Origin of the sequence: Runella sp. SP2 (genome assembly GCF_003711225.1) — a bacterium.
Classification (GTDB): Bacteria; Bacteroidota; Bacteroidia; order Cytophagales; family Spirosomataceae; genus Runella.
Genome location: NZ_CP031030.1, coordinates 3,823,595 through 3,837,641 on the forward strand (window position 1 = coordinate 3,823,595; position 14,047 = coordinate 3,837,641).

Below are 14,047 nucleotides of genomic sequence, written 5' to 3' on the forward strand. Positions count from 1 at the left end.
TAAGTCATCAATTACCTATCAATTATTTTGTATTGTCTTTGACGCTAATTCACTGGCTTCCATTTTATTGCATTCACTTTTCGACCCACATTGTACCCCATTCTCAGCCCTTCGTCGCAGTCCATGCGGTAATGCACCCCGAGCAAAATCCGTGAGATGGCATTTTCATAGGCCATCTCGTTGAAGTTGTGGAAGCTCCGAGGTTTCCCAATAAACTCCACCCGAAATTCATGGCTTCTATCGGTCATTTCATATTTATAGCCAAAGATGTTTGACAGTATCTCGGCAGCCACCGCCCCAAACGTCGAGTGCCCCGACGGATAGGCGGGAAAGGGTGGCGTCACTCCCTTTACTTTTTTGACAGTATTGTCAAGCAGCGTTATCCATTTCGGATTGATGGAGCGATTGATGTAGGAAATCGGGCGTTCTACGTTGTAGAGGTATTTAGAATTCCAACAAGCCACACCCGCATCACTCAGCCCCATTCCTAGTTTGGCATAGGTATAAACGGCCGTTTCGAGGTGGGCTTTTTCTTGTATCATCACTTGATTGGCAATCGCAATCCAACGGGCTGCGGGCTCGAACGTCTGCTCAAAAATATCATCGCTCCAAAACTCACCAATCCATCGATTTTCGTAATTATCTGGAAACGAGCATACTTCCAGCGCTTGCGCAAAAAACTGCGACGTGATTTGCGAACTAAATTCGATGGGTGGCTTCGCTACTTTGTCTTCGGCCGTAATGGCAAAAGTGCGCGTGCGCCCCCAGTAGGGCAACAAAGCCCTCGTAAAATCGGGTTTGGTGGGCTGCCACTTTCCAACTCCCACGGGTGGTACATAATCCGTTGGATGCGGATTCAAATACGCCTCGTGTCCGTTTTTATCCGTTTTTGAATACTCAAACATGACCGAAGCCACGCTTTCGCCCAACGCCCTCGAACGCGCAAATGTTTCTGCATCGGTTTCTGCCTGAAACTCCTTGAAGAGCGATTCGCCCAACTGATTTATTTTTGCTTTTTGGTCAGTGCTCACGTGCGAAAAAAACTTCAACATCATCGACTGGTACGAGGCATTCACTGCCGTTGGCCAATGGTACGCTTTTCCCGCTTCGGCTTTTGGTATGCTTATTCCAGCATAATAAGGTGCAAGCGATTGGTATTCTTTTGTGCCCGACACCACTGTTTCGTAAGCCGCTAGACCAATGTAGGCAAAAGCCCTCGCCGCCACGGGCGGACGGTAGCCTGGCGCATAGCGATCAAGTTCTAAAAACAACTCCCCCCATTTCAGCACGACTTTCGCGTCGTATTCATTCAGTTGTTTTTGGGGAGTAACGTCTTGGGAGCGATTACAGGCGGCCACGACCGCCATTAGCATCATCCAAGCTATCCATTTTTTTATCAATGAGTTCATAATTGATTCTTTTAGATTTGAGTCATCAAATTCTGTATCAATTATTTATGGGTTATAAAGCAACCCCTGTTCGTCATCTATTTTTATTGAGAATAGCCCCCACCAAAGCGACTACAAACGCCGCTGAGAATGTCAGTAGGGCATTGCCTAAACCTCCCAAAAAGGAGACCATCGCCCCTACAAAAAAGACGGAGGTTGCCGTAAAAAATCGGCCAATGTTAAAACAAAAGCCCGTGGCTGTGGCGCGTACTGCAATCGGAAAAAGCAAGGGAATATAGCTCGAAAGCGTACCTTGACTTATCCCAAAGAAGAGCGACAAACAGGCCATTTCGATATATACCAATTGACTAAAATGCCGATTGGTCAAAAACAATATCAAAGACAGAATAGCGCATCCCAAAAACGTTAAAATTAAGGTGGAGCGAACGCCCAGTTTTTTGATTAAAAAACCCGATAAAATCCCGCCAACGATGCCTCCCGAACCGAGCAACATCATGGTGACACCACGTTCTTGCTGACCGCTTTGTCCTTCGGGTAGCAACGACTGAACCCAAGTTGGAATCCATGAAAAAATCCCCCAAAGTCCAATCAATACCGACCCGAAAATGACCATACCCATCAGCAGATTATAACGATTTGACGTACTCCACAAGGGGGATTGTGAGGTGGTTGAAGTCATTTTTGATTCTCCCCAAGCCCCTGATTCTGGAAGCCACAGCGACATGGCAAGCGCCGTTCCGAGGGGAATCAGTCCTAGCCAAAACGCGTGACGCCATTCGTCAAAAAGTACGTTTAGACCACCCGTAGCTACAATGCCAATCGGGAAAGCCACCGCCAATATGCCCAATGCGATGGGGCGAGATGGTACGGGCCATATTTCTGAGATGTAAACCGTTGAAATCAACAACACTCCTCCAATGCCCATTCCCGCAAAAAAACGACAAACCATCAGCGAGTACCAGTCTGGAACAAAGGCTGTTAGCAAAGTGGCTATCCCATATAGCCCCGTCACCAAGGTCAATGATTTTGCGCGACCGATGCGGTCGCTTACCAAGCCCAAAAGTAGTCCTCCAAGCCCCCAACCGTACAAAAAAGCCGCTCCCACGTACGCCCCAATTTCGCCCAAGCGCGCTTCGGGAAGTCGGATTTCCCCCAATAGTTCTGGAATGGCCACGGGCAAATAGACCGACATGAGCGTAGCCGCCGTTCCGCCAAATAAATAGCTAATAAAACAGAGAAAAAAAGCACCCAAACTCGCGCTGTTTAGCGTTCCGATGGGAGCTTTTCCAACAAAAGTGCTTAAAGGTTGTATCTCGTTCATAATTTTTCGCATTTATTCCCCCATTGGGGGTTAGGGGGCTAACGTCAAACTCACGTAATACAAGCCCCCTACCGCTGGCGAACCAAACGCCTGCACCACGTAGTTGTTCCCCAAGTTAGAAGCGCCCAACTTGAGCATCGTTTTTAGCTTCGTCAATTTGTACGAAACCTGCGCGTCAATCAAACTGTAGGCGGGTACAGGCCCTGGGCGGTTTTCGGTGAAAGTACCGTACCACAAAAAGGCGTCTTGCCAATGCCACGCTACGCTAAAACCAACTTTATCGGTCAAGCGAGCATTGCTAAACGTGACGTTGGTTTTCCACTTGGGAGTGTTGAAAGCTGGAACGTTGTTGGGGTTGGCATCCAAAATATTGAACTGCGCCCAGGTGGCATTGGCGGCCAAGCGATAGCCTCTGTCCAACAACACCGTCACTCCCCCGCTGGCCCCATCGGTCGATACTTTATCAGCGGCATTGGTATATAATTGGAACGTTTGACGCGTAGTAGTGCTCAAAATTTCTTGGGCTGCGGCAGGATTAATGCTTCCATCGGCCGACAACACCGACGCTGAGTTGGGACGAATCACCACTTGGTTAATCAGGAAGTTGGTATATTTTCCGTGATAATAGCTTACATCAAACAACAAACGATTGTTAATCACACCTTTATAACCAATTTCAAACGCCTGCATTTGCTCAGGGCGAATGTAAGGAACATTCGACTTTACCAGTTTGTCTTTGTGCTTCGCAACGGCCTGAGCAAACGGTGTACCTGCCGCTGTTTCCTGTCCAAAAGCCGCTCCAAAAGCGCCCACCGAAGCTGCCGTGAAGGAGTTTTCGTAGGCGTTGAGTCCTGCCGAGTTAGAAGGCGCACCGCCCAACAAAATCAATGGACCGACGTTCAGTTTAATATATTGGTCAACGACCGTTGGGTTACGAAAACCCGTCTGGTAACTTACCCGAAAATTGTGGTTGGTATTGGGTGAAAAAACAGCCGAAGCGCGGGGAGTAAAGTTACCCGCAAAACTTTGGTTTTTATCGTAACGACCTGAAACAGTCAACTTTAACTTATCTTCAAAAAGCGTTTTCGAAGCTTGCACAAACGCACCGTATTCTTTGACCCGCACCTTATTTACTTTGTCGTCAAACAATGTACCATTGGTATTCATGTCGTAATAGCGCAAGTTCCCACCTGCTTGGATACTCACCCACTCAAAGTGCGGCGTAAAATCGTACAAACCTTCTACGTGGTACATTTTGCACAAACTCAATACACCTGCGCCTTCCAAACCGTACAAGTGGCTGTACTTATCTTTGGCCGCGTCAAAAGCAGGTGTTCCTGGCAAAATTCTGCCTTCATCGGCAAATGCCCGTGCCGCCGTGTGGTTTTGGGAAGTAATCCCGTTGACTTTCCCGTTGTAGGCCGCTCCATAACGCTCAAACCAAGTGGCATCTGCTTTCCCGATGGGCACCACGTTTCCGCTCAAATCTTTTACCCAAGTACGGTTGATAAACTGCCCCAACGAGCGAGTATTGTACGCATTTTGGGAGTTTTCAGCCACCGAATAAGCTCGAATAAAGAAGTTAGCTCCTTTCAACTCCAAACGCTGTTGCGTAAAACGGAAATCGCGCAACATATTACGGCTACTACTGGTGTAATTGGCCGTGCCTTGGTTGACGTTGATTTGATAAATGGCCTCAATTTTTTCCGAAATGCGGTAGTGAAGCGCGGCATTGGCTTTGAGGCTATACACATCGTAAGTGGTTACGTCTTTTTCCAAATAACCCGTACGAGATACGCGCCCGATGCCTGGTAAGGTCGAAGCTACTTCGTCTCCGTAAACGTTTAGCCCGTTTTTTCCTGGGTTATTAACACCTCTATTTTCAACGGGTGTATTGGGGTCAATGTCGCTATAATCCGTTGCGTACCAATCAGTTCCTTTGATGTACGAAGCATTCAATTTAAACGCGAAACGGTTGTTAAAGGCTTTGGCATAACGAATTGCCGTTTCAGAAAATGGCTTCGCTCCTCCTCCGTTGGGGTCATTGACGTGGTTGATTCCTACTTTTTGTTGCACCGTAAGTCCTTGAAAATCAAACGGACTTTTGGTTTTTGTCATCAACAAACCATTAAACGCCGTCGGGCCGTACAGCGCCGACGCCGCTCCAGGAATTAGCTCAATCGACTCCACATCTAGGTCCGAAACCCCGAAAAAGCTACCCGCTGCAAAACCCAAACCCGCCGATTGGTTATCGACGCCGTCGGTAAGCTGTAAAAAACGACTATTTCCGATGTTGTTAAAACCACGGGTATTCACTTGGCGTAGCGTGAGTCCACTAGTGACCATGTCCACACCTTTTAGGCTGTTCAGGGCTTCGAAGGCCGTGGCCGCAGGGGCTTGTTGAATGGCGCGGGCTTCCATTTTTTCAATGGTTACGGGCGTTCTTAAACTGCTTTCTTCCACCCGTGAGGCCGACACAATCACTTGATTTAGCTCAGCCACGTCCGATTTTAGGGCAATCGCCAAGGGCTGATTTTCTTTCACCACTACTTCTTGACGTTCGTAGCCTACCATCGAAATCACCAAGGTGGCTGGCGTGGCCGTAGCCAATTCAAAACGCCCTTTGGCGTCGGTCACCGTCCCGATTACTTTGCCTTTCACCGCTACCGACACTCCCACCAACGGCTGCTGATTTTCGGGGTCAGTGATTGTGCCTGTCAGGCGCGTTTGCTGGGCCAATAATAAATTGGTAGTCAATCCGAGACAGCTCAGAAAGACTAAAAATGATATATATTTTTTCATTGAATTTAACGATTTTGACAAAGAGGGTACATTATTTAGGCGCCACAAAACCACCTGGTGGACGGGTATAACCACGTCCCACAATCCGTTCACCCAACGTTTGATAGAATGCTGGATCAGATGGCGCGACCGTTGCGAGCCCATCCACGTACTTGTTGTAAAGGCAAAACAAAGCCGCAATCAACACCGTGTCGTGAATTTCAAGGTCGGTAGCCCCCGCCAAGCGAGCGCGTTCAACCGCTTCGGCAGTTACGGATTTTCCGCTTTGTTGCGTCAAGGCGGCGATGTTCAGCAAAGCTTTCATTTTGTCGCTCACGGGAGCGGTTTCAAAATCTTGCTTTACCAAACGCGCCGTTTCCGATTCGCCCAGCAGCAAATCAGCAGCTTTGGTATGGGCAGCCTCGCAAAAATTAGTGCAGTTTCGGGAAGAAACCAACGTCGCAATCAGCTCGCGTTCGCCTTGCGTCAGAGTAGAGTCTCCGCGCAGCAAAATCTGCGTAAGGTCACGAATCGGCAGCGCCGTGTCCAAACGGTATTCGAGCAGCCCTGTAATACCAGGCAAATGCTCAGGAAGAGGAATATGTGGCATGAGTTAATGTCATTGATTTTCAGGAAATAGTCAATACTCCACCCAATACCCTACAAAGGGCAAAGGGAAACGAGCAAAACCAATAAAAGCTAAAAATCAAGCCAACTCGGGGGGAGGAGAAACAACTCGCAAAGCGCGAGTCATAAGAGAAGAAGTGTTGTTTTCTAACGGTGTGGAGTCGGTCAGCCATTCTACGACGTAAAATACGTGTAAACGTTGAAACGATACGTATTCTTTTAGCCACTGCCCAGCCCAAGACTTTGACGGTTTTGGAAGTTCAGTAGTCTGGTTTTTAATGTGTTGATCAATGTGTTCTGACAACGCCTCAAAATTGGCGCGGGCGTCACGGTTGGGTTTACATTTGATAAAAAGTGTATCATTGAGCATGATTTGCTCCACCATTTCGTAAAATTCGTTACCAGCTTGTATGGTACCCTGAACAGGTTCGGGAGCGGTCCAATCGGTTTGATACGGCAGCGAAACGGGCACTTTTACGGTGACAAAATCGCCTTCTTGTACAGCAGAAAGAGGTTCGTCTTTTTGTACTTCAAGCGCCACATTGCCCCCCAACCAATAGACTACCGAGTAGCCTACCATGTTGTAGAGCAAGAGCCCAAAAAGTAGTATAGAGACGAACCTTTTCACTTTGTTAGTGCCTTGTTTTTAGTTATTTTTTCTCAGGAAAGGCCGAAACGTGTTGTTCGATAATGAGCCATTTTCCGCCTCTTTTTTCATATACAAATAAATAACGGACGGGCTTTTTTTCGCGGCTACCGTCGGCGGCATTCACGTCAAACATCCACGTTCCTGAGCTTGTAGCTACATCCCCAAAAATGCGAATCCGTTGGTCATTGTTAACAGCAGCTACGGGCTTTTTGGCAATCAAGGTTGTCAAGAATGCTTTACGCGCTTCGGGGGTATTGGCACTATTGATAAAAGTCGGAAAAAAGACTGCGTCGCTCGCATACATTGCGTTTACTCCGTCTAAGTCTCCTTTTACCAAGCCATTGTGCCAGTTGGTCAATAATTGTGAAATTTCTGAAGGTGTGGTTTGGGCTGCTACAAACGTGTAACTAGCTACCGTCAAAAGTAAAGTAACGATTAGTTTCATTGGTTTTTTATGACATCGCTTCATCAAGCGAGTTTTTAAAATGAGTAATAAGGTGAGTTTTTCATAGAGCGTTAAATAAGTCTTTATAAGCCAGAACCGTCGGCTTTTCCGCGAGCAATCGCATACTCACCGATTTTACGACCGTGTACCAAACCTAACTCACAGTCGATACGGTAGTGAATCAATCCATAAATGCGAGATTCAGATGCTTCTTTGGCTTGGGCGTTAAATTTCTCTGCTTGGTCTGGGAAAATATATGCCAATACCGTAGCCGCTGCCGCCGAAAACGTAGAGTGCCCCGACGTGTAAGATGGGAAATTAGGTAATCCCACTGAGGTTTTTAGGCCAAACTGCTGAGGACGAGGCGTATAGTAATAATATTTTGTTTCCCAACAGGCAATACCCGCGTCCATTTCGGCCGTTCCGACCAAAGCTAAAGTACGCGCCATTTTGATTTCGCTAAACTTAGCCTCGTGCGCTGCATTGGCAGCGGCACGGTGCCAGTGACCTGGCGGCGTGTAGCTACCTGCTCCGTCGGCCCAATAGTTGGCGATGCGCGCTTGTTCGCGCGTTTGTTTGTTTTGGATGCTCTTCAACTCATCCAACTCTTTCTGCCATTCTGCCGAACCTACCACGTACGGCATTACTGGACGAATTTGCTCCAACGTTTTACGGTCAAAATTCCACGTTTGTACTGCTCCGAAGTTAGGCAACATCGGCGGACGAGCAGGCGCTTCTTGGCTTACCCACGGCTCTTTGATACCACGGCTTTTGGCCGCTTCAATCATACCTGCGGTCAGTGCCTGGTTGTTGGCAGCACCCATTCCGTCGGTTCTAGCACGACCCATTACTTTGGCCGCTACGGCATTGCCGAGGTTGGTGCCTGCTGTCAAATCAGAGGTAACGTTCATTCCTGCCCACTGACGACTTGCCAAATGTTCCTTTAATTTTGCATCCAAATAGGGTACTTCACCAGGAAACATCGCCTTTAAAATCGTCACCGAAGCCGCCGCCACCACCGCATCTTCGGAAGGGTAACTTGGCAAAGCCGATACGGGCAACGCTGCGGGAATACTTGCATCCACTTTTGAGGGAGCAGAGCGCTTAAATTTGTACTTAAAATTCCACGCCGACACCAACGCATCGTACTGAGCTACTGACAAATACGCCAATGCACGCGACGTATAAGGCGGGTTAGCAAACGGAAACTTAGGGTCAGCCAATGGATTTGCCGCATCAGGCACAGGGTATTTTCCGTCGGCATTAGACGCTGGCGGAATGTTATAACGCGCCGCTAACTCACGGGCGATTTCGTTCCAACGATACACCGCTCCAGCTCCCCAATACACCACGGCTTCTTTTTGCTCTTGGCTCAGGTTACTGGCCAAACCTTTCAAAGCGCTTAATTCCGCCACATAATCCGACGACGTCACGGCCGTAGGTGCAGGTACACTGATTTCCTCAGCAGAAGCTAACAAATAGGTTTTCCACGCCCCTGCTTTTTCATCGACACTGGCAGGTGCATAGCCTACTCGTTGTGGTTCTTCGATGGTTTTGTCGCAGGCAAACACACCTACTAAAATTGCCAACGTAATGCCGCTATACTTCAAATATGGAAAATATTTTTTCATGGCCATTATTACTTTTTGAAATTAAACAAATACAATACCCCTACCATTATGCTCGTACTTTGTCCCATGTTGAGGCCGTTGGTTACGTAGCTTACGCGGGCATTCATACCCAAAGCCTTGGGCTGAAGTTTTCCGTACCAGCCCACAGTAGTTGCCTCCATTTTATTAGTTGGGAAAGGCATGTCATTACGGCGAATGTTATCCCCGTTTACACAAGAAAAGTTTTCTACAAATACTTCCGTTTGCCATTTTCTTTTCAAAATCCCTACCCTTGCGCCCCAATCCGTGGCATTAGGAACACTCACTTCGTTGGTATTATAGACACGGTCATCGGCCTGATACGCATCACGATCCACGTAAATATTGCTGCGCCATGAGTACGTCCAATGCCCCGTCACATACGCACCTGATTTGTGCTGAAAACTAGGCAAAATACGCGCTGACACCGTACGGCACTGAAGCCCAATCGACATAGGTAGAAAATCGGGAACATACTTGCTTACTGGAATTGAAGCTCCAATTAAACCATTTAAGGAGAATCCTTTCACATCAACAGCTTTCCACTTAAGCCAGCCCGACAAATCTTGTAAACCTTTCTGCCCCATTAAGTTACCAGCCGATGTTTGTGTCCAAACATAAGGCAAAGCCAACATCACGTTTAGGCGGTTAGTAATACCAATGGCAGGCATCACCATCACGCTCTGCGTGGTATGTGTCCCAATGTTGAGGTTTTCGCGCTTGAGGGTATTTTCCCAATATTCTTTCCAAGAACTATTGGTGTACATGGTAGCTACACACACTTGGCCTTTCGACATGTAAATCGCGTCGTTGGGCATTTGAGCCATGGACGACAATGAGAAGCAAATAGCTGCTATCGTCGATAAAAGAGGCAACTTTTTCATTCGATAATCTATTGTTATGTAATTGTAATTCATCAAAAAAGATAACGCTTTATCTATACGTTAGAACCAACGCGTTAAATTTACCGACACCGAGTAATCAGCAAAGGCCGCATCGCCGTGGCGTACACCAAGCGGATCAAGGCGGTCAGAATAACTCTTGGTGCGGTTGCGATAAAGTGCATAAGGAACGTTAACGGCTGCCGAAAATTTACCTTTCATGTAAGCAACCCCTGGTTCAACCGAAACGATATAGCCAGGACGACGGAATCCTTTGCTTCCACCGATGGCATCAATGGCTGGTACGCCTTCTACCCGTCCGCCCAACATTACCGAAAGTCCTTTCCCAATGGATTGGCTGATGCCAACACGGCCCGCAAATTGGTCAGCTACCGAAAAGTATCCCGTTACTAAGTCGATGGTCGTTGCTTCTGGGCTACGTAATACGTTGTTGGTTTCTTTAGGATTGAACAAATAATAGCCATTAAAATAAGCAGTAGTCGTTTTAGTAAGCTGGGCATACCCTTGTAGTTCGAGGCTGAATCCTACACCGCCGTCGCCCAATTGAATCGACTGGTCAACGGGCTTATTGATAACGTAGTCTTGTTTTTCTTTGTTTAATTTATGAAAATCGCCCGTCACGCCTGGGTTTCCAGTAGGAAGTTTAAGTCCAGCGCCCAAGGCAAAATTAAATTTCGGTAATTTATAAGGATTGAGCATCCAATAACTAGCCGTCAGGCGCATGTCGCCAATGCCTTGCGAATACGTATGAAAACGTTTTTGGTCAGGATTGGCCGAAACCGCATTACCATAATGCTCATAAAGCGACGAGCGGTCGTTGTATTGAATAGGTAAATTGATACCAAACGACAACCGCGCACTGGGCTGGTAGCTAATCCCTAAATCTAGGGCATGGGAAAGATTGATTACTTCGGTATTTTGTTCCAAGCGTTCGTGTTGCTCAGCATCGCCTTTATAGTGACGGAATGACCGAAAATAGCGGTAGCCCATACTTACCTGCCACTGTCCATTTTTTTGTTGAAAAAACTCTGAAGAAGTTGCTGCATTTGCCGCAGTACAACTCATGTGACGAACCGCTACGCAACCTTGCGAGAAGCTTTCATTGGCTAAAAATAAACCGATTAGAGAGTATATAATTTTTTTCATCTGGTTATGATAATCTTAGGCTTCCGTGTAAAAACGAAAAGCTACGTCAGAAAGCAATTTGCTCAATAACGATGGGCTTTCGTCAGCTTACGAAAGGGGTTGTTGAAAATGATTTGTTTTCAACCCAGCATTAACATAGATGAATTTGTTACAGGAGCATTACTGTACTACCTTTTCTAGCTGCGCCATTGGCAAAGCACACCCCACTGGCGGTATGTCTTTTACCGATGCTTCACTGGTTGTTGAAAGGCTAAACGTACGAACTTCGTTCGGACGAGTACATAATTGCGCGCTTTTACTAGACCACTTTTTAGCTGCTTGCGTATCTCTACAGGTAAGCAGAGCCGTAGCCAATAGTAATAGTACCCCTATAAGTGTCTTCATTATGAGCTTGGGTTAATGAAAAATGGTTGTCAATAGGCGATAAATAGCCTATTTGAATGAGCTACCCTTAGGGCAGTCTTCACCCACAAATTTCATTAAACTTGCTCTGGAGGCGGACAATGAAGCAATAAGACAGCTTGAAGTAAAGAATGCGTAGGAGTGGCGTAGTTTTCTTGGCTTAAAGCTTTAACCACCTGAGCAGCAGGCCATTCCATGATAGAAGTGGGAAGATAAACTTTCAATAAATCGGACAAGAGCTTCACCGCTTTCCCCATTGGGCTATCGGGCGACTGCGCCGTTTGGTCAGTCATCTCTTGAATTTGGTCGGCCAACTCAAAAAAGCGATCACGCGCTGTTTGGTTGGTTTTCATGGTTACGTACAAGGTATCATTTTCGTGACGTTGTTCGGTCACGTTATAAAACTCATCCCCGTGTCTAATTAATCCTTCTTGCCCTTCCGCATTTTCCCAGGTTGTATTGTAAGGAAGCGTCGGCAGGTGCATTTTGAGGGTTTGCCACTCGTCGTTTTCGGCGGTCGGCGATGCTGTTCTAAAATCCTTGTCAAAAAGCAAAACGGTCACTGTCAGCCCAAACATATTGTAGAGCAGCAGTAGTAAGAGACCGATTGCAGTTAATTTTTTCAAGGAATAATGAAATTTTACCCCAAAGGTATTGAAAACTTTAAAATACTATCATACAAACAACAACAATTTTCGTGCCTAACTTCTCACAAATACCACCAATATTGAATATCATTCCAATTAATTGTGTGGTAAATATTAAGTTGTAGCAAATTAAACAAACGGTAGTCTTGGGCTTTATTACGTACCAAAGCTTGAAAACAATATCCCAATTCTGCCCGAGTAAGTCCAAAATTATATCCTCCGCCGAGGTGCATCCAGTTTTCCGAAACCAACGATCCATTGCGTGAGCTCACTGGGCCGTTTGTCGCTCCTTTAAAGTATAAAAATGCTTCGTTAGAGGCCGACAAGAAAAAGCCTTGTTTTTCTTTTTTGGGATCGTACAAAGGCAAGGTTGCCCATACTTGATAACGACCAATGGACGCCTGAGAAGTGATACGGGTCTGTAAGTTAGTGGGTTGCCGCCACTCGTAGCGACCACGGTGGGTGATGATAAAATTACCAAGTTTGTGTTGGTAAGTAGCTTGTGCAATTAAGCGGTGTTCATTTTCACGGAGTCCAAAAATATTGTGTCTCCCAAAGGCGTATCCAGCGGCAATCGTTAGCGGTTTTGAAAGCTGATAAGTTGCCAATCCGTGTAAAACAAGGTGCGTATGCCCACTTGGAAAACGTTTTCCATCGACGGTTTGGCTAAAGGCGTTCATCACCGAAGAGGCGTTTATATTGTACCCTAGCTTTTTGGTAAATTTCCCTGCTTGGGAATAACTGGGCGAAATTCCGTACAACATTAAATCTTGGGCTTGAGTAGCAATGCTCAATGCACACCCTAACACTAGAAGTAGCTTTTTCATCAAATAATGGGTCTTAAAATGGTATAGAAACCCCTTCACAAAGAGCGTGCCAAAAAACTCCGCGATTCGTTTGTATCTTTGCCCCCATGAGAATCTTGAATATTTGCGCTTATACCTGGGCCATCGGTGGCCCCGCCCGAATCATTTACGACCATACCACGGTGGTGCTCAAGCTAGGGCACGAAGTTGATATTTTGAGCCCGATTACACCAGGCGACAAGGTGTATCCTGCCCCCGAAGGTGCTCGCGTCATCGTGTGCAAGCGCACTACGCCCATAAGCCGCTTTTTTCCCGAATTCTCGCTCGAAGCGTGGGATTATCTTCGACAACACATTCACGAATACGACGTGGTGCATTGCCACGGAATTTGGCACTTTGGAAGTGTTGCGCCGTTTTTGTTTAAAAACAATACCCCCAAAGCCATTACCATCCACGGCTTGCTCGACAAATGGGCGATAAATCACGGTTATTGGAAAAAGAAGTTGTTTGGAATCCTGTTCCAAAAACGTTTTTTGAAAAAAGCGCAATTGATTCAAATCAACAACCACGACGAGCTCAACGACTTGCGCCAATTTTTAGGTTTTCAGCATCCCAACGTAGCTATTATCCCCAACGGTATGCAGTTGGATGAATTGGCACAATTGCCTCCAAAAGGGACATTCCGAAGCCAATTTAACTTGCCCACTGATAAAAAACTGGTTTTGTTTATGGGACGCTTGAACATCAAAAAAGGCTTGGATTTGTTGTTACCTGCGTTTAAAAAATATACCGAAAAACATGACGATGCTTTACTGATTTTGGCAGGCCCCGACGACGGCTACCAAGCTGAAACGGAGCGTTTTATTGCCGAACATCAATTGCAGGATAAAATGATTATGGTAGGGATGCTGACGGGTGAAGCCAAAAAAGCAGCTTTGGCCGATGCCGATATTTTTACGCTTCCCTCCTACTCCGAAGGCTTTTCTATTGCCGCCCTCGAAGCCATGACGGCGGGCGTGCCATCACTCGTTTCAGACCGCATTGGGTTTGACGGGACAGTGGCAAAATACAATGCCGCCCACGAAGCCCCACTTACCGTCGAAGATGTTTACGAGGGATTAAGAACAATGCTCCAAAACCCTAAATATGGCCAAATACTAGCCCAAAACGCAAAAAAGATGGTATGGGAGCTTTACGACATCAACATTGTGGCGGGGAATTTGGCCAAGGAATTTGAGAAAATTCGTCGAAAATGAGCCAACT

At 46.6% G+C, this 14,047-nt stretch carries 13 protein-coding genes; 1 reads left to right on the top strand and 12 read right to left on the bottom strand.

Features of this window, described 5'->3' with window-relative positions; all coding sequences use genetic code 11:
- Positions 1–44 precede the first annotated feature (44 nt).
- The 12 genes from DTQ70_RS15230 to DTQ70_RS15285 all read right to left on the bottom strand — a co-directional run bounded on the left by DTQ70_RS15230 (position 45) and on the right by DTQ70_RS15285 (position 12,805).
- The gene (locus DTQ70_RS15230; RefSeq protein WP_122931601.1) at positions 45–1,409 is read right to left on the bottom strand and encodes a vanadium-dependent haloperoxidase; all 1,365 of its coding nucleotides are present in this window, start codon (positions 1,407–1,409) and stop codon (positions 45–47) included.
- A gap of 73 nt (positions 1,410–1,482) precedes the next feature.
- A complete protein-coding gene (locus tag DTQ70_RS15235) occupies positions 1,483–2,730 on the bottom strand; it encodes an MFS transporter (RefSeq protein WP_122934423.1) in 1,248 nt (415 codons plus the stop codon).
- 30 nt (positions 2,731–2,760) lie between these two features.
- Positions 2,761–5,532, bottom strand: a complete 2,772-nt coding sequence (locus tag DTQ70_RS15240; RefSeq protein ID WP_122931602.1) for a TonB-dependent receptor — start codon at positions 5,530–5,532, stop codon at positions 2,761–2,763.
- A 31-nt stretch (positions 5,533–5,563) separates the two neighbouring features.
- Complete coding sequence (locus DTQ70_RS15245) at positions 5,564–6,121, bottom strand: carboxymuconolactone decarboxylase family protein (protein ID WP_122931603.1); 558 nt, start codon at positions 6,119–6,121, stop codon at positions 5,564–5,566.
- Positions 6,122–6,217: 96 nt separating this feature from the next.
- Positions 6,218–6,766, bottom strand: a complete 549-nt coding sequence (locus tag DTQ70_RS15250) for a hypothetical protein (protein WP_164490055.1) — start codon at positions 6,764–6,766, stop codon at positions 6,218–6,220.
- A gap of 22 nt (positions 6,767–6,788) precedes the next feature.
- Entirely contained in the window at positions 6,789–7,232 is a 444-nt protein-coding gene (locus tag DTQ70_RS15255) for an SgcJ/EcaC family oxidoreductase (RefSeq protein WP_164490056.1), read from the bottom strand.
- Positions 7,233–7,315: 83 nt separating this feature from the next.
- A complete protein-coding gene (locus DTQ70_RS15260) occupies positions 7,316–8,863 on the bottom strand; it encodes a phosphatase PAP2 family protein (protein WP_122934424.1) in 1,548 nt (515 codons plus the stop codon).
- Between the two features lie 8 nt (positions 8,864–8,871).
- On the bottom strand, positions 8,872–9,765 hold the full coding sequence (locus DTQ70_RS15265; protein ID WP_122931606.1) for a hypothetical protein: 894 nt from the start codon (positions 9,763–9,765) through the stop codon (positions 8,872–8,874).
- A 60-nt stretch (positions 9,766–9,825) separates the two neighbouring features.
- Positions 9,826–10,929: a hypothetical protein gene (locus tag DTQ70_RS15270; RefSeq protein ID WP_122931607.1), complete on the bottom strand. Its 1,104-nt coding sequence runs from the start codon at positions 10,927–10,929 to the stop codon at positions 9,826–9,828.
- A gap of 159 nt (positions 10,930–11,088) precedes the next feature.
- A complete protein-coding gene (locus DTQ70_RS15275; RefSeq protein ID WP_122931608.1) occupies positions 11,089–11,313 on the bottom strand; it encodes a hypothetical protein in 225 nt (74 codons plus the stop codon).
- A gap of 95 nt (positions 11,314–11,408) precedes the next feature.
- Positions 11,409–11,957, bottom strand: a complete 549-nt coding sequence (locus DTQ70_RS15280) for a hypothetical protein (RefSeq protein WP_122931609.1) — start codon at positions 11,955–11,957, stop codon at positions 11,409–11,411.
- Between the two features lie 83 nt (positions 11,958–12,040).
- Positions 12,041–12,805 carry a DUF2490 domain-containing protein gene (locus tag DTQ70_RS15285; protein ID WP_122931610.1) on the bottom strand — a complete coding sequence of 255 codons (765 nt, stop codon included), beginning with the start codon at positions 12,803–12,805 and terminating at the stop codon, positions 12,041–12,043.
- A gap of 86 nt (positions 12,806–12,891) precedes the next feature.
- On the opposite strand from DTQ70_RS15285, the gene DTQ70_RS15290 reads away from it, so the two are divergent.
- Positions 12,892–14,040: a glycosyltransferase gene (locus tag DTQ70_RS15290; protein ID WP_122931611.1), complete on the top strand. Its 1,149-nt coding sequence runs from the start codon at positions 12,892–12,894 to the stop codon at positions 14,038–14,040.
- Positions 14,041–14,047 lie beyond the last annotated feature (7 nt).